The 16,749-nt window shown below is 54.0% G+C and carries 16 protein-coding genes; 13 read left to right on the forward strand and 3 right to left on the reverse strand.

Going from position 1 to position 16,749, the window contains the following annotated elements:
- The first annotated feature begins 6 nt into the window (after window positions 1-6).
- From metK to yajC, 12 genes are all read left to right on the forward strand, one after another.
- On the forward strand, window positions 7-1,242 hold the full coding sequence (metK, locus tag L1N82_RS10235; RefSeq protein WP_235287270.1) for a methionine adenosyltransferase: 1,236 nt from the start codon (window positions 7-9) through the stop codon (window positions 1,240-1,242).
- Window positions 1,243-1,535: 293 nt separating this feature from the next.
- A complete protein-coding gene (gene fabF / locus L1N82_RS10240) occupies window positions 1,536-2,786 on the forward strand; it encodes a beta-ketoacyl-ACP synthase II (RefSeq protein ID WP_235287271.1) in 1,251 nt (416 codons plus the stop codon).
- A gap of 314 nt (window positions 2,787-3,100) precedes the next feature.
- The gene (locus L1N82_RS10250) at window positions 3,101-4,549 is read left to right on the forward strand and encodes a LysM peptidoglycan-binding domain-containing protein (protein ID WP_328284464.1); all 1,449 of its coding nucleotides are present in this window, start codon (window positions 3,101-3,103) and stop codon (window positions 4,547-4,549) included.
- Between the two features lie 170 nt (window positions 4,550-4,719).
- Complete coding sequence (locus tag L1N82_RS10255) at window positions 4,720-5,400, forward strand: BofC C-terminal domain-containing protein (protein WP_235287272.1); 681 nt, start codon at window positions 4,720-4,722, stop codon at window positions 5,398-5,400.
- Between the two features lie 159 nt (window positions 5,401-5,559).
- The gene (ruvC, locus tag L1N82_RS10260; RefSeq protein ID WP_235287373.1) at window positions 5,560-6,063 is read left to right on the forward strand and encodes a crossover junction endodeoxyribonuclease RuvC; all 504 of its coding nucleotides are present in this window, start codon (window positions 5,560-5,562) and stop codon (window positions 6,061-6,063) included.
- On the forward strand, window positions 6,060-6,680 hold the full coding sequence (gene ruvA / locus L1N82_RS10265) for a Holliday junction branch migration protein RuvA (RefSeq protein WP_235287273.1): 621 nt from the start codon (window positions 6,060-6,062) through the stop codon (window positions 6,678-6,680). Before ruvC ends, ruvA begins: the two co-directional genes overlap by 4 nt.
- An 18-nt stretch (window positions 6,681-6,698) precedes the next feature.
- The gene (gene ruvB, locus L1N82_RS10270) at window positions 6,699-7,727 is read left to right on the forward strand and encodes a Holliday junction branch migration DNA helicase RuvB (protein WP_235287274.1); all 1,029 of its coding nucleotides are present in this window, start codon (window positions 6,699-6,701) and stop codon (window positions 7,725-7,727) included.
- Window positions 7,728-7,802: 75 nt separating this feature from the next.
- A complete protein-coding gene (locus L1N82_RS10275; protein WP_235287275.1) occupies window positions 7,803-8,267 on the forward strand; it encodes a thiol-disulfide oxidoreductase DCC family protein in 465 nt (154 codons plus the stop codon).
- Window positions 8,264-10,450: a SpoIID/LytB domain-containing protein gene (locus L1N82_RS10280; RefSeq protein ID WP_235287276.1), complete on the forward strand. Its 2,187-nt coding sequence runs from the start codon at window positions 8,264-8,266 to the stop codon at window positions 10,448-10,450. The genes L1N82_RS10275 and L1N82_RS10280 overlap by 4 nt, the downstream gene beginning before the upstream one ends.
- 4 nt (window positions 10,451-10,454) lie before the next feature.
- On the forward strand, window positions 10,455-11,501 hold the full coding sequence (gene queA, locus L1N82_RS10285; protein WP_235287277.1) for a tRNA preQ1(34) S-adenosylmethionine ribosyltransferase-isomerase QueA: 1,047 nt from the start codon (window positions 10,455-10,457) through the stop codon (window positions 11,499-11,501).
- Window positions 11,502-11,511: 10 nt separating this feature from the next.
- Window positions 11,512-12,651 (forward strand): tRNA guanosine(34) transglycosylase Tgt, encoded by a 1,140-nt coding sequence (tgt, locus tag L1N82_RS10290; protein WP_235287278.1) that lies wholly within the window; start codon window positions 11,512-11,514, stop codon window positions 12,649-12,651.
- 14 nt (window positions 12,652-12,665) lie between these two features.
- Window positions 12,666-12,974 (forward strand): preprotein translocase subunit YajC, encoded by a 309-nt coding sequence (gene yajC, locus L1N82_RS10295; protein ID WP_235287279.1) that lies wholly within the window; start codon window positions 12,666-12,668, stop codon window positions 12,972-12,974.
- 133 nt (window positions 12,975-13,107) lie between these two features.
- On the opposite strand, the gene L1N82_RS10300 is transcribed toward yajC, so the two are convergent.
- Together L1N82_RS10300 and L1N82_RS10305 are read right to left on the reverse strand one after the other, a co-directional pair.
- Window positions 13,108-13,953 carry a phosphatase PAP2 family protein gene (locus tag L1N82_RS10300; RefSeq protein ID WP_235287280.1) on the reverse strand — a complete coding sequence of 282 codons (846 nt, stop codon included), beginning with the start codon at window positions 13,951-13,953 and terminating at the stop codon, window positions 13,108-13,110.
- A gap of 97 nt (window positions 13,954-14,050) precedes the next feature.
- Entirely contained in the window at window positions 14,051-14,458 is a 408-nt protein-coding gene (locus tag L1N82_RS10305; protein ID WP_235287281.1) for a TIGR04086 family membrane protein, read from the reverse strand.
- A gap of 146 nt (window positions 14,459-14,604) precedes the next feature.
- On the opposite strand from L1N82_RS10305, the gene L1N82_RS10310 reads away from it, so the two are divergent.
- Entirely contained in the window at window positions 14,605-15,027 is a 423-nt protein-coding gene (locus L1N82_RS10310; RefSeq protein WP_235287282.1) for a DUF421 domain-containing protein, read from the forward strand.
- Between the two features lie 26 nt (window positions 15,028-15,053).
- Here L1N82_RS10310 and L1N82_RS10315 read toward each other — a convergent pair whose 3' ends face one another.
- Complete coding sequence (locus L1N82_RS10315) at window positions 15,054-16,640, reverse strand: putative polysaccharide biosynthesis protein (protein WP_235287374.1); 1,587 nt, start codon at window positions 16,638-16,640, stop codon at window positions 15,054-15,056.
- Window positions 16,641-16,749: the final 109 nt, after the last annotated feature.

Below are 16,749 nucleotides of genomic sequence, written 5' to 3' on the forward strand. Positions count from 1 at the left end.
TACATAGTGAACGATCATAGGAGTCTGTTTACCTCTGAATCCGTAACGGAAGGCCATCCGGACAAAATGTGCGATCAGATCTCGGATGCCATATTGGATGCCATTCTGGAGCAGGACCCGAATGCGAGGGTTGCCTGTGAGACGGCGACATCTACCGGGCTGGTGCTCCTCACAGGAGAAATCACGACTACCGCCAAGATCGATTACGGCAAAATAGTGCGCAGCACCATAAAGGAAATCGGGTACACAAGGGCCAAGTACGGGTTTGACAACGAGACAAGCGCCGTACTGACTGCAATGAATGAGCAATCGCCGGATATCGCAATGGGTGTCGATCAAGCGCTTGAGGCCAAAGAAGGAACGATGGGCGGGGATGAGCTCGACGCGATCGGCGCTGGCGATCAGGGGTTGATGTTCGGCTATGCCTGCAATGAAACGCCTGAGCTGATGCCGCTGCCAATTTCGCTGGCGCACCGTTTGGCGAGACGTCTGACCGAAGTGCGCAAGAATGGGCAGCTTCCTTATCTGCGACCGGACGGAAAAACGCAGGTAACCGTTGAATACGAGGAGGATCGTCCGGTCCGGATCGACACGATCGTTATCTCGACCCAGCATCAGCCGGATATTATGCTTGAGACGATTAAGCAGGATCTTCATGAGCATGTGATCCGCCCAACTGTTCCAGCGGAATATTTAGATGAAGCGACGAAATTTTTTATCAATCCGACAGGTCGTTTTGTAGTCGGCGGACCGCAGGGGGATGCCGGCCTAACGGGACGAAAGATCATTGTTGATACGTACGGAGGCTTTGCCCGCCACGGCGGAGGAGCCTTCTCGGGCAAGGACCCGACGAAGGTTGACCGCTCGGCCGCCTATGCCGCCAGATACGTCGCCAAAAATATCGTAGCTGCAGGCCTGGCCGACAAGTGCGAGGTGCAGCTGGCTTACGCGATCGGAGTAGCGCGCCCTGTGTCCATCTCGGTCCGCACCTTCGGCACAGGCAAGGTAAGGGAGAAGCTGCTGGTGGAAGCGGTCAAATCGGTCTTTGATCTTCGTCCTGCCGGCATCATTCAGATGCTGGACCTTCGCCGTCCAATCTATCAGCAAACAGCGGCCTATGGGCATTTCGGACGCAACGATCTGCAGGTGCCATGGGAGAGTACGGACAAGACTCAGCTTCTGCTGGAAAGCGTGGAGAGCTTGTCCTCGATGCTGCGAGTGGCGGTTGCAGGAGAAGTATAAGTGGAGAACAAACGGGGCAGCCGTGGAATTCGCGGCTGCCCCGTTCTCTTTTCTGTGAACGGATGCCTGGCCTGAACGCCTGGAAATCCCCCTGTTATAATTCTCAGGCAACACGCGGCCCAGAAGGGCGAAGTGAAAACTCAGGGTTGGCTAAAATGAATTCTATTAATATTTACAAGTTTGAAATAATTAACTTCTTTTGTTAAAATAAAGATTATCCCCAAAAATGGGTACGGATAACGATTTCATGCATGTATAGCGCCAAGGAAAATATAATGCAGGGGGTACTACCGTTGCGAAAACGTGTTGTTATTACTGGCTTGGGGCCTATATCTCCGGTTGGCACTGGAATTGAGCCGTTCTGGTCTTCCCTGAAGGAAGGACGCTCGGGAATCGGAACGATCACCAGATTTGATACAACAAATTTTAATACGAAGATTGCGGGAGAAGTAAAGGACTTCGATCCGACCGATTACATGGATAAGAAAGAGGCCCGCCGTATGGACCGCTTTACGCAATTTGCGGTTGCTGCTGCGGGAATGGCATTAAAAGATGCCGGGCTGGATCTCGAACGCGAGAATAAGGACCGGATCGGAGTTATGCTGGGTTCTGGAATTGGCGGTATCGAAACGTTCGAGAACCAGGCCAAGACCATGTTCGAGAAGGGACCGGAGCGTGTAAGCCCCTTCTTCGTGCCGATGATGATTTCTAACATGGGAGCAGGCCAGGTAGCGATCAGCTACGGGCTGCGCGGACCTAATGTCACCAGCGTTACGGCCTGCGCCTCCAGTACGAATGCTGTTGGCGATGCCTTCAGAATGCTGCAGTGGGGGCATGCTGATGTCATGATTACAGGCGGATCGGAAGCGCCGATCACACAGCTTTCTTTAGCGGGCTTTATTTCGATGAAAGCGATGTCTACCCGAAACGATGAGCCAGAGAAAGCGAGCAGGCCCTTCGATACGGAGCGTGATGGCTTCGTGGTCGGTGAAGGGGCAGCCGTTCTCGTCATGGAGACGCTTGAGCATGCTTTAGACAGAGGAGCTAGAATTTACGCCGAGATTGTCGGCTATGGCAGTACGTGTGATGCTCACCATATGGTAGCCCCTGACCCTGTAGGAAGCGGTGCAGCCAACTCGATGCAGGAGGCGCTGCAGGATGCCGGAATCAAGCCGGAGCAGGTTGACTATATCAACGCCCATGCAACGTCAACACCTCCGGGAGACCAAGCTGAGACTGCAGCAATTAAGACTGTGTTCGGGGAGCATGCTTATAAGATCGCCGTGAGCTCGACGAAATCAATGACCGGTCATCTGCTGGGTGCAGCAGGAGCATTAGAAGCGATGGTTTGCATTCTTTCGATTGTGGACGGGATTATTCCGCCGACTATCAATTATGAACATCCTGACCCGGCGTGCGATTTGGACTATGTCCCTAACGAGGCTAGAAAGGCCGACGTGAAAGTTGCAGTCTCCAATTCCTTTGGTTTTGGCGGTCACAATGCCACGCTCGCTTTCAAGAAATATGAAGATTCACACCGGTAAATGGCCCAAAGTGCCTGCATTATTGATCTGGTTTTTGAACCGAATGAGATAGGATAGGAGCGCCTCACGACAGCTTTCAGCTGTCGTCGGAGCGCTCCTGCTGTTTTTTAAGGGGATGTAATTGCTTAAGCAGCAGACGGCGGACATGCCCGGCAGGACAATCCATCCTATATTTTTTGTGCTTTTTTTACGAATTTAGGGGACATACGCCCATTCTCCTGCATAGGATGTAATGATTGACGGCAGCGTCCTGCGTCATAGAATGGGGCAGAGCCAGCCGCGACAGAAGTCCGTGACAGGAGGTAATTCGGCACGTGAAAATCCATATGGTTAAAAAAGGTGATACGCTGTATAAAATTGCTGAAAAGTATGGCGTGACACTGGACGAAATCGTGAAGCTGAATCCGGAAATCGAGAATCCTGATGCAATTGATGTCGGGATGAAGGTGAAGGTTCCAGGCTCGAAGCCTGCGGCGCCGGCAGGTGATTGGGCTCATCAGCATGTTGTTGCACAGGGCGATACGCTGTGGAAGCTCGCAAAGGCTTGGGGCATTTCGCTTTCCGACATGATTAAAGCCAACCCGCAGCTGAAAAATCCGAATGCACTGATGACCGGTGAGATTGTCAACATTCCGAAAGCGGCCGCCGAGGCAGGTGATCCGGCCGTCATGCCGGAGCTGAAGGAGCTGTCCGGGCATGGAAATCCGGACAAAATCTACACCGGACCGGCTGTGGATCAACTGCCAACCGCACCCAAGCTGCCCGAAGCGAAGCTTCCTGAGGTCGAAATCAAGCCGCAGGCCTACCAAGTCGAGCATCAGGTGCATATTGATCTGTTCAAGCAGTTCAAGGTACCTGCTGCAGAGGTAATGTTTGAGCTTCCCAAGGTGCCAGAGGTAAAGGAAGCAGCGACTTGCCCGGAGCATGTCAAGCCGGCTGAACCGCCAGTTTGCCCTCCTGGCACAGTACCTGTACTATATCCATGCCCTCCAGGAACTGTCCCTGTCGCAGGATGGGGCTACCATGGTGAGCAGGCCGGTATTACACCTCAAGGACCAGGCGGCATATTCCCTTATCAGCATACCCCTGAACCAGGTGTATGGCCTGGTGCTCACGGAAGTCCGGCTCCTGCGGCTGCGTGGCCCAGCCACCCTGCACATGCGGGCTGCTCTGGGATGCAGTCTGGACCATATGGTCAGCATGGACCGTATGGCCAACCGGTTCAATACGGCCAGCAGGGAATGCTGCCCGGCGGCATGACAGAGTGGCCTGTACCGGGAATGGAAATGCAGCCTGGGATGATGATGCCCCAACCGCCGCAGAGCTTTGCTCCTGGAATGATGCCGCCCGGGTTTCCCGGTGGGTGGACGCCGGACGGATTACCTGCTGCTGGCGGGATGGCTTCTGTGCATGGAGCCGGCTATCCTGGAATGACCGGGCCGGGTGCAGGTGTGCCGCCGGTATTTACAGGCGCTGGCAATCCGGGGTTCGGCTTTCAGGGAACGGCTGGGGTGCCTTTTATGATGCCAGCCGGCAGCATTTATCCTGGTATGGGCAACATGGAGCAGCCTAGTGACCGCGGCTCCAACCATAAGGGGGATGAAGAGGCAGACACGGCTCCAGCTGATGTAGTGAAGAAGCCAGCGCGGGCATCTTCCCGTAAGCAGCCCGGCAAGGCATCTGTCCGCTCTGTCAAGAAGGAGAGCGATACTAAGAAGGCAGCTGGCAAAAAGCGCGGCAGAGGACCATGGATTAATCAGTAGCTTGCGTAACTTTTCCTATAGTTGGACTGCGCATTCAGTCGGGTACTGGCGCAGTCCTTGTTTTATTCCAACAAGCATGGGCTGTCTAATAAGCGGGCCGGATTTCTGTGCATAACCTATGCATGCCAAGGAAACAATAGGGAAAATCGATTTTTGAAGGAGACTTCCTCATGATGGGATTTAGCCTTTGGAAGCAGTTGAAGAAGCGTCTGCGCATGCGGAAGAGGCCAACCTGGCATCTTGCAGCCGTAGGCGGGCTAGTGCTGGTTATGGGTCTAGGATCAGTTGAGCCGGCCCGGGCAGCAGGGAGACATGAGGCTGATACCGAGGTCACAGCGGCTGATACAGCGAATCAGTTCAGGGCAGCAGAGAAGCAGCCAAGTGTAATTGAGACGCTGCGAAGGAGCAAGCAGCCGGTACCAGTCAGCATGAAGCGGATATACCTGTGCGGGGAGGAGTCACAGGATGTCGGGCTGCGGACAAGCAGTCAGATTATCCGGATGCTGCAGAGCAATCCCGGCTGGACGGCTGTTATGGATCAGGAGGGAACGGTGGTAATCGAAGAGCGGGTCGATGACTTGTCCCCGGCCTGCAAGGAAAGTGCCGTTTTCGGGATCAGCAAGGACGATTATCTGTCTCTCTTCGAGGGGCCTCCGTCCCGGAACCAGGTGCTGCGCACCTTCTATCAGCTTGATGTCCGGTTTATGGAGAGCAGTCTGCCGGAGGAGCAGGTCAGGGCTCTTCATGAAGGCATTCGTGTAACAGACCGGGAGGAGTTCAACAGCGTGCTGTCCAGCTTCAGTGAATATGCACTGCCGGTGAACAGGGACCAACAGGATTTGACCTATTGAGGCATAACGGCTGTAATGACGAATGGCTAGAAGCGCTGGGAGGCGCTTCTTTTTTGTGTGTTCAAATCCGGGTTGCCGCGGGTTGTTCTCATGAGTACGAACATTTGCTATAATGGGATGAAGCTTAGGACAGCATCGGCTGATGAGGGAGAGAATAGCTTGCGAGTATTGGGGATTGACCCGGGGATAGCCATTGTTGGCTTTGGTTTTATAGATAAAATCGGCAGCAGACTGGTTCCTGTCCAGTACGGAATGGTCGAAACGAAGGCGGGAACGCCGCAGGAAACCAGGCTGATGCAGGTTTATGAGTCGGTTGGCGCGCTCATGGATAAGTACAAGCCTGATGCCGTAGCGGTGGAGAAGCTTTTTTTCAACCGTAATGTGACCACCGCGTTTACCGTCAGCGAGGCCAGAGGCGTTATTATACTGGCTGCCGTTCAGCGCGGAATCACGGTGGCGGAATATACGCCTATGCAGGTTAAACAGGCGATTGTGGGCTACGGCAAAGCGGAAAAAAGGCAGGTTCAGGAGATGGTCCGCATGTTTCTCAAGCTGGCTGCCATACCGAAGCCGGATGACGTGGCGGATGCACTGGCTATTGCGATCTGCCATGCCCATTCGGCTGTTCTGCTGCAGAAAACGAACGGAGTGACGCGTCCATGATCGACTTTGTAAGAGGTAAAGTGGCTCATATCGAGCCGGAATATATTGTGGTGGAGGTTCATGATATCGGGTACAGGGTATTCACGCCGAACCCCTATGCGTTTTCCGGCAAAGAAGACCAAGTGACGGTCTATACCCATCACCATGTACGGGAAGATGCGATTCTGCTCTTCGGCTTCGCGACCAGGGAGGAGCAGCAGTTCTTCCGCAAATTGCTCGATGTATCGGGGATTGGTCCCCGTGTGGCGCTGGGCGTACTCGCTGCCGGAAGACCGGATGCTGTCGTGGCGGCTATCCGCCAGGAGAATCTGGCTTTTCTGACGAAGCTGCCTGGCATCGGCAAGAAGACAGCGCAGCGGATGATACTGGATCTGAAGGACAAGCTGGCCGCTCATCCCGCAGATGCTTCCGGGCTTTCTTCCTACGAGATGCCTGCGGCTGCTGCCTCCGGCAGCGGTAGTGCGGCCTGGCAGGAAGCCAGGGAAGCCCTCACGGCGCTTGGCTACACCGCTTCCGAGCTGGACAAGGCTTGGGTGGAGCTGGAGCCGGCTGTTAGTGGGGATGAATCCGTAGATACGTTAATGAAGCGCGCGCTTCAGCAGCTGTTTAAAGGTTGACGGGGAGGGGCTTGATTAATGGACGACAGAATTATATCCGCCAACCTGATGATGGAGGACCAGGCGGTTGAGCTTAGCCTGCGTCCCCGTTACTTGGCCGAGTATATCGGACAATCACAGGTCAAGGAGAATCTTAAGGTATATATAGAAGCGGCCAAAATGCGGAAAGAGGCACTGGATCATGTTCTGCTGTACGGCCCGCCTGGGCTTGGAAAGACAACCCTCTCCAATATTATCGCCAACGAGCTTGGCGTTAATATGCGGACGACATCAGGGCCTGCTATTGAACGTCCGGGGGATCTGGCTGCCCTGCTGACCAATTTGCAGGAGGGGGATGTCCTGTTCATTGACGAGATTCACCGGCTTCACCGGACCGTTGAGGAAGTGCTTTACCCGGCGATGGAGGACTTTGCACTTGATATAATGATCGGTAAGGGGCCCAGCGCCCGTTCGGTACGGCTGGATCTTCCGCCGTTTACGCTTGTTGGCGCCACCACGAGAGCAGGTCTGCTCTCGGCACCGCTCCGGGACCGGTTCGGTGTTGTCAGCCGGCTGGAGTTTTATACTGTTGATGAGCTGGCTTTCATCGTATCCCGCGCCGCCGACATTCTCGGGGTTGAAATGATTGGCGAAGCATCCCGCGAGATCGCGATGCGTTCCAGGGGAACGCCAAGGATCGCGAACAGGCTGCTGAAGCGGGTACGCGACTTTGCCCAAGTCCGAGGCGACGGAATGATCACCTACGAGCTGGCGAAGCATGCGCTGGAGCTGATAGCGGTTGATCCGATGGGACTTGACCAGATTGACCACAAGATGCTGAGGACCATGATTGCGAATTTCCGGGGCGGCCCGGTCGGTTTGGATACTATCGCCGCGACCATCGGTGAGGAGAGCCAGACGATCGAGGATGTATATGAGCCCTATTTAATGCAGATCGGCTTCCTCCAGCGGACTCCGAGAGGCCGCATGGTAGCACCGCTGGCCTATAAGCATCTGGGCCTGCCTGTACCGGGAGAGAAGAACGAGGATGAGCAGACACTGTTCTAAGCCAAGCGTTCCGTATCCATACACATGCCGAACCGTGTAAACTCAGGGAAGCGGAGGCTGGAGAGGGGGTCCTTCTTGGGAACAACCGGGGTATCGAAGGAGACGCTGTATGTACTGTTCGATAATACATGTATGCTGTGCAAACAGACAGTGGCCCGTCTAAAGCAGCTTCACTCTGCCGCTGAGCTGGTGTATGTTCCGCTGCAGCTGCTTGATGAACCGGACGCACCGGAAGTACCCGGGGCGGCTTCGCTTAATAGAGAGGCGCTGCTCGAGAAGCTGCACGTTGTGGACATGTCGGGCAGGATTTACGCTGGAGCGGATGGCATCGTGCGCATCATGAGAACGCTGCGCGGTCTGCGGCGTCTTGCCTGGCTCTATCGCTTGCCGGGGATGAGGCTTCTGGCAGACGCAGTATACCGGTATGTGGCCAAGCGCCGGTATGACTGGTTCGGGCGCGCGGATGAAGGCTGTGCCGGCGGGGCTTGTTCACTGCCCCGACGAGACGATATCCAGGACGGAAAGGGGATGAGGGAATGAGAATGAGCGGGGATAAGCCTGAGATTGGCACCATGCAGCAGGATTCGGGGCCCAGGCTGCCGGGAAGCAAGCTCAGCAGGCAGACGGCTTTTTGGTTCATGGCGCTGATGCTGGCGCTGTCCGGTACAGTGGCGTACAAGGTACCGGTACAGGCGGCTGTTCCGGCGCTGGACAATATTCGGGTGGCGATTTTTATGGAGCTTCCGGGCAAATTCACGCTTAACACCCCTGCTGTTACGTTATCGGCAGCCTCTGGTCTAGAGATCGGCTTCCGGGAGCCGGGAGGAACGGTTGGGGTTATGCAGGCTGCCGCTGGCGAGCAGACGCGGTTTATGCTGGATGACTACAAAGTGCGTGTTGCCGAGACAACGGATCTGGCCGTGGCAGCTGCCGCATACAAGCGCCTTCAGGGATCTTCTGGCAGCGGTACGATTCAATCACTGTTTAAGAATGGCAGGGCGGTCTATCAAGTACTTGAGGGAAGCTATGCGACTGCGGCACTTGCTCAATCTGCGCTGGATAAATGGAGTAAGGACGCAGCGCTGTCGGGAGCTTCAGGCGGCAGGATGGAAGTGACAGGGCCCCACCGCTTGGAGGCAGGCCCGTTCGGCACGCTGGCCGAAGCCCGTGAAGCGGCTCAGACATTCGGAGCGGCGGGAATTGATGCCTTCCCGGCAGTCAAGCCGCCAGCAGCAGCGGGCGAACAAGCAAGCTATAGTGTCCTTGTCGGGGCAGCGGCGTCAGAGGCTGGATTAAACGCTGTAAAGACAGCGGCGGCTAAGATTACCGCCTATGGTTCCTTGAAGTCATTCGATCCGTCTGCCGGCGCTTATCTGATGGTTCTCAGTGACCATACGATCAGCCAATCCGCCAAGGCAGGGTTGTCTTATGCGCTGCCTCCGGAAGGAACGAAGGCCTGGATAACTGCCTCTGGAGGCGGTACGGGTATCAAGCTTACCGAGCGGTACAGCCGGACATACCGCGGGGCTTTTGAAATCAGCGGCTTTAACAAGCGGCTCGCTGTCATCAATGAGCTTCCCTTCGAGCAATACCTGTATTCAGTTGTAGGCGGGGAAATGCCGGCTTCATGGCCGGCCGAATCGCTTAAAGCTCAAGCTGTAGCCGCCCGAACCTATGCGCTCTATCAGGGCTTGGGATTCAAGATCGCCCATGTGGTGGACAGTGTATTAAGCCAGGCATATGGGGGAATCGGCTACGAGAAGGAACCGACTATTGCGGCAGTGGATGCGACAAAAGGCGAGGTCATACTGCACAAGGGAAAACTGATTGAGGCGCTTTTCTCTTCCAGCGCCGGAGGAGCAACTGCAGATGCAGCGGAAATATGGGGAAATCCGGTTGCCTATTTAACGTCGGTGCCAAGCTCCGACGAGATTTCGGAGAAGGGACTTTACCGCTGGTACCGGGTTGTGCTGCCCGACAGCCGGACGGGCTATATACGGGAGGATCTGCTGGCACAGACCGGATCGAAGACCTTGACGGGTCTTGAAATTATGTCAGTCAAGACGGATGGTGCAGCGGTTCGCCCCATCCCGCTTATCCAGAGCGCTGTGGAACCGGTGACCCGTTTAAATAGCGGCGTAAGGGTCGCAGTGCTCGAGAAAGCTGTCCAGTCCAATGAGATGAAGTGGGTAAGAGGGCCGTTCACCCCGGAAGCCCTCATGAAGTCGATGAGCGGGAAGTCGGCTACGGCGGTTGCAGGCCCGGTTACCACACTTGAAGTCGGTAAGCGCGGTGTTTCCGGACGTGTTACCGAGCTGCTTGTCAATGGCAGGAAGCTGGATGTGAAGACACCTGATACGCTGCGCTCCGCATTGGGAGGCCTGCCGAGTACCCGGTTTCAGGTAGATGAAACCGGTCGTTATACGATTCTGGGCGGCAGCGGCTCTTCCCGTCAGAAGCCGGATAACAATGCTGTCTATGCAGTCGGGGCAGACGGCAGGCCGGTTAAGCTGGATGATCCGGGCTTATATATCATGAGCGGTAAGGGCACCGTCCGGGCCGCCACGAAGGACCCGTCCTTCCGGTTTACAGGCACAGGCTACGGGCATGGCGTCGGATTATCTCAATGGGGTGCCCGCAGTCTTGCCGATGCAGGGTATGACTACCAATATATATTGAAATACTATTATAATAACGTGACGATCAGTAAGGACGGAAGATAAACGCATGAATGTAGATCAATTTGATTTTCACCTGCCGGAGCATCTGATCGCCCAGACGCCGCTTAAGGAACGTACGGCGTCGAGGCTGTTAGCTCTGGATAAGAGGAACGGCGGAATAACGCATGGTATGTTTAAGGACTTAAAGCAATATCTCCGCCCCGGTGATACGCTGGTATTGAATGATACCCGCGTCCTGCCGGCCAGGCTGCATGGCGTCAAGGCGGATACAGGCGGCCAGGTGGAGCTGCTCCTCCTTAAGCAGGAAGAGAATAACTGCTGGGAGACGCTGGCGAAGCCGGCCAAGAAACTGAAGATTGGCACCGTGCTGCATTTCGGCGAATCTGCCGAAGGCACACCTTTGCTGAAAGCCATTGTCCGGGACGAAGGCGACATGGGAGCACGCACGGTTGAGTTTGTCTATGACGGCATCTTTCACGAGCTTCTGGACCAGCTGGGCGAAATGCCGCTGCCTCCTTACATAAGAGAGAGGCTCGATGATCGAGAGCGGTACCAGACGGTCTATTCCAAGCATGAAGGCTCGGCTGCCGCACCAACGGCAGGACTGCATTTTACCTCTGAATATCTGGAAGAGCTGCGCGCGGCTGGTATACAGATCGCCTTTGTCACGCTGCATGTGGGACTCGGAACATTCCGGCCCATGACCGTGGATAAGGTGGAAGAGCATGTGATGCATGCAGAGTATTATGAGCTGAGTGATGAGAATGCCAGACTGATCAAGGAAACCAGGGAGCGGGGCGGCCGTGTTGTCGCAGTAGGTACGACCTCCGCTCGGACGCTGGAGACGATCGGTACCCGCTATGGTGCCGAGCATATTCAGGCATGCAGCGGCTGGACGGATATATTTATTTTTCCAGGCTATAAGTTTACACTGACAGATGCACTGCTGACTAATTTCCATCTTCCGAAGTCCACGCTGGTGATGCTGGTCAGCGCGCTTGCGGGAACGGACCTGACGATGAAGGCTTATGCCGAGGCCATCGAAAGGGAATACCGGTTTTTCAGCTTCGGCGATGCGATGTTCATATACTAGGATTGGATGAGTGACTGTGGCGATAACATACGAATTAATTAAACAATGTAAGCAATCCGGTGCAAGGCTGGGCCGGGTTCATACTCCGCATGGCGTTATTGAAACGCCGACCTTCATGCCGGTAGGGACTCAGGCGACGGTCAAGACGATGAGTCCAGAGGAATTAAAAGCCATGGACGCGCATATTATTCTTAGTAACACCTACCACTTATTCCTGCGTCCGGGGCATGAGCTGGTGAAGAAGGCTGGCGGCCTTCACAAGTTTATGAATTGGGATCGTCCAATTCTAACAGACAGTGGCGGCTTCCAGGTATTCAGTCTAAGTGAGCGGCGGAAGATTACAGAGGAAGGCGTTGAGTTTCGTTCGCATCTGAATGGGGACAAGCTCTTCATCTCGCCGGAGAAGGCCATGGAGATTCAAAATGCGCTTGGCTCCGATATTATGATGGCCTTCGATGAATGTCCGCCGTATCCGGCGGAATACGAGTACGTGAAGCAGTCGACGGAGCGTACGTCAAGATGGGCTGAGCGCTGCCTGAAGGCTCATGGACGTCCGCAGGACCAGGGCTTGTTCGCGATCGTACAAGGGGGTGCTTACGAGGACCTGCGCAGACAGAGCGCGCTTGATTTGACTTCCATGGATTTCCCGGGGTATGCTATTGGAGGACTGAGCGTAGGTGAGCCAAAAGCCGTAATGTATGAGGTGCTGGAGCATACTGTTCCTCTGCTTCCGACGCATAAGCCGCGCTACCTGATGGGTGTGGGCTCGCCGGATGCCCTGATTGAGGGATCTATTCGCGGCATCGATATGTTCGACTGCGTCCTGCCGACCCGTATTGCCCGTAATGGGACAACTATGACAAGCGAAGGCAGACTCGTAATCCGTAATGCCAAGTTTGCAGAGGATTTGGGGCCGCTGGATCCGGCTTGCAGCTGCTATACATGCACGAACTATTCCCGTGCGTATATCCGGCATCTGCTGAAGGCGGACGAAACCTTTGGCATCCGTCTGACAACTTATCATAATTTGCACTTTTTATTGCAGCTCATGAGGGACGTGCGTCAAGCTATCATGGAGGACCGGCTGCTTGATTTCCGGGATTCCTTCTTTGATAAGTACGGCCTTGTAGATAATGAGAAAGGTTTTTGAAAGGGGGGATATATATGTGGTTAGCAGATGCAGCAGCCCCAAGCGGCGGCGGTCTGATTAACATGCTCTGGCCGTTTGTTCTGATGTTTGCGGTATTTTATTTCTTGCTTATCCGCCCGCAGCAGAAGAAGCAGAAGCAGCGCAACCTCATGCTGAACCAGCTTAAGAAGGGTGACAAAATCACCACGATTGGCGGTATGCATGGCACGATTGTAGAACTGACAGATGACACGGTTGTTCTGCGCGTTAATGACGCGACGAAGATTACCTTCGAGCGCAGCGCGATCAACAATGTCGTATCAGCTGAAACGGCAGCGGAGTAAGTTATCACCAAGAGCGGGTTCACGTCCTTACGGCCGGACCGCTTTTTTTTTATGTCTGCCTAACAAAAACAAGCTGTTCCCTGAACCTTATATCCGGGAGCAGCTTGCAGTTAGGTTAAGAACATCTATATCATTATTTGGCTTCGTCTCTAGCGTAGAGAACACCGACCTCGCCCAGCGCTTTACCAGGGAGGGGACGAACCTGAGCAATCCGCAGACCCATTGCAGAAGCGAACACTCCGAGCATCACACCGCCAAACATATCCGTCAGCCAGTGAATGCCCAAGTAGAAGATAGAGAAAATAATAATGGACGCCGTTATTCCGCAGAACCAAGCCCAACCCTTAATACCTGAGCGGAATGCCAGAATGGCCATTGTGACGGACATGGAGGTATGAAGACTTGGAAAGCAATTATCAAGCCCCGATAGCTCCCTATACTGGGTTTCGAAGCTTGGAAACACTTCCAGCATCCGGAACTGGACGGTAGGATCGAATGCCCATACCTCTTTCACAGGAAAGAACAGGTAGAAGGGGATGGCGATCAGATAATTCATCATAACAGCGTAGCAGGTCGCATAATATAACTGGTAATTTTTTTTGTACGTATAGATGCCAATTGAGACGATAAGCAGCGACTGAAAGACAATCAGGTACATGAAGGACAGGAAGGATGTCATCCAGGGTGCGTAAAACAGATTCTGAAGCCCGCTGACAAATCCGCCTTCAAGTGAATGAATGAATCCTGTAAAGTCGCTGGTAATATTCATACTCTCCTCCAGCGATAATTCCCACTTGTTCAAAAACAATATTGCCAGCAGTGCCGCAAAATGAAGCAGGTAGCGGGGCGATGATGCCAGCTCTTTAAAGAATCGGATGACCGGGAATAATGGAAAGGTGCGTGTGCCGGCCCACAATAAAATGAAGACGGTCAAGGCTGTAAGCCAGGTAACCGTCTGCATGGACTCGTAATGAATCATGTTAGGGAGGTCCTCCTGCTAGTATAGTTCGCTTCGATAACTATGCCAGTATAGCATAGAACAAAGCGGCAGAACTATACGGCTGCAGACCAGTTCACTAATTATTTTTGGTTCCAACCCCAAACATTCCTCCCAGGGCTCCCGCGGGTACGGCAGCTGCCAGGAGCATGAATGTCTCGGTTGTGAACGGTGCATTTGCTGCAAGAAAGCCGGTGACGATTATCAGCAGGGCATAAATAACGCCAGTGACCGCTCCTTGATACCAGCCCTTGCTCTCCGTCTTGCGTCCGGCAGCAAAGCCGCCGGCCAGAGCGGACAAGCTGTGCAGAATCCAGGCGTACAGCTGCAAGCTTGATTCCTGCAGATTGCTGTAACGGAGTAATACAGACAGCAGGAGTGCGCCCGCCATCAGCCAAATCATAGCGGTTACCGTCCCGACCAGCAGGGAAGAGCCATTGCGGACATGTGTAACGCCTTTTGATGCATTTTTCATCGGATTAACCATCGCCGTTCCTCCTTAGAGGCTGTGACAAGCCTTTTTTACACCATATTGCGTATGCCGGGCAATTAGAACAATTGTCCTGTTTTTCTTTGTATGAGGGTCATCCAAGCGGGCTAAACTACCGCATACCGGAAACGGAAGGCAGCAGCATGACCATCAACCGGTCAGGGAGGATGGAGCTCTTGTATGAAATACTGCTAGTGCTGTTTCTAATCGTGTTTATCTGGATGGCTGCGTTATTCTGTCTCCTTGGCCTGCTGGCTGAAAGCGATCCGGGGCAGCTGCTCAACAAGGATTTATATGCGGACCGGCATCTCCAACCAGCCGTTTCCAAGGCGTTAAAGAGGATGCCGGCAGGCAGCAAGCCGGCATACCGGCTGGAAAAGCTGCCCGTGCTGCTGATTGCGCACGGTAAAGTTATGGAAGAGAACCTGCAGCAAACAGGAAAAACAAGGTTTTGGCTGAATCGCGAAGTCTCACTGGCGGGGTTGAAGGGTATCCGTCAGGTCTATTGGTGCACGGTTAATGGCCGGGGAGAGCTGTATATTCTCGGAGACAAAAATCTCGGCTGAGCTTGTGGCCTTGCGCCCCATAAGCATTATTTAAAATAACGCCCGACGTATGGAAGCCTGGCCATGTCATGCCGGTCAATAATTCTCATCCATACCATCAGCAGCAGATAGACTGCAGCGCCTGCTGCGCATGCGCTCAGCATATTCAGCCATTCCGCCTGCAACGGCGCGCGGTTCATTATCAGACGGGAAACCGCGCCCATAATGATCATGGCTGATCCTACTTTAACAAAATCCAGAAGCTTCATATGAAAGCCGACAGCACGTAATACCCCAAAGCCGTGAAGAAGCGTCACCAGAACGATATTTACATTGATGGCGATTAATGCTCCGTAGATGCCGAGATGCGGAAGTGAGGCGAGCTGTGCAATGAGCACCAGCTTGACCGCCGCGCCTATGAAGGTGTTCATCAAAGCGGTTCCCGGCTTCTCTAATGCTTGAAGGGCTGCTTGGAGCGGAGCCTGCAAGTAAACAAACAACGCAACAGGAGCCATTAACTGCAGCATAGGTGTGATTTCGGCGTGGTCGTACAGCAGCCTGCATATCGGCTCGGCAAACAAGTACATGACAACTGCAAATGGCGCACCTGATACCAAAGCCAGCCTCATGGACTGGTGCAGCCGCTTGTGAATGAGCGCTTTGTCTCCTCTTGCAGCTGCTTCTGACAGGGAGGGCACAAGAGAGACCGCAAGGGAATAAGTCAATGCAGTCGGCAGCAGAATGACTGGGATAATCATTCCCTGAAGGGCTCCGTACTGGGCAGTCGCTATGCCGGTTATAACGCCTGCAGCGGCCAGACTGCGCATGGTGAAGATGGATTCGAGCAGATAAGACAGCGAACCGACCAATCTGCTGCCGGTTACGGGCACTGATAAGCCAAGCAGCTTGCGAAGTGCCGAAGGGTCACGGCCGGAAGCTGACACCTGATCTGACCTTCTGTCACTGTTGGCGGACAGTGAGTTATCCGGCTCAGATTGGTCTGAAGCAGGTAAGTCTGTGGGCTGAAGGGTTATGCGGTCCTTGCGATGCTGAATAAACAGTACGCCAAGGCCCATCAGTTCACCTATAATTACGCCGGCCATAGCACCTGCAGCCGCCCATTCAAGACCGTAGGGAAGCATCAGACTGGAGAACAGAAGCATAAAAATGATGCGGACAACCGTTTCGGTGATTTGGGACACAGCTGTCGGAACCATATTCTGGCAGCCTTGAAAATACCCGCGGTATACGGATGAGACAGCCGTAATGATGAGGATCGGACTCATACATAAGAAAGTGTAATATACCCGGGAATCGGTCAGAATATGAGCTGTGATCCAAGGGGCAAGTATGACGGCAGCAGCAGTAAACAGGACTGCAAGTGTTAGTGTAAGCTGCAAGGCTGTGCGGAAAATGATCCGGACGCGTAATTCGTCTCCCTGGGTCTTTGCTTCAGCCGTCCACTTGGCAACGGCGAGGGGGATTCCTCCGGTAACAATCGTGATCAGCACGATCATGAAAGGATAGGCCAGCTGGAATAGTCCCACGCCTTCTGCCCCTATAATTCTTGGCAGGGCAATACGGGGGATAAATCCAAGTATCCGATTAATGATGCCGGCTGCGAGCAGTATCATAGCTCCCTTAATGAATGTTTGCTTCGTCTTACTCAAGGTTAGGTCCCCTCATCTCTATGGAAGGCTGATGGGCCGGCCTGTCCGTGCCCTATAGTCAATATGTATGCAG

Origin of the sequence: Paenibacillus tarimensis (assembly GCF_021532315.1) — a bacterium.
Classification (GTDB): Bacteria; Bacillota; Bacilli; order Paenibacillales; family Paenibacillaceae; genus Paenibacillus_I; species Paenibacillus_I tarimensis.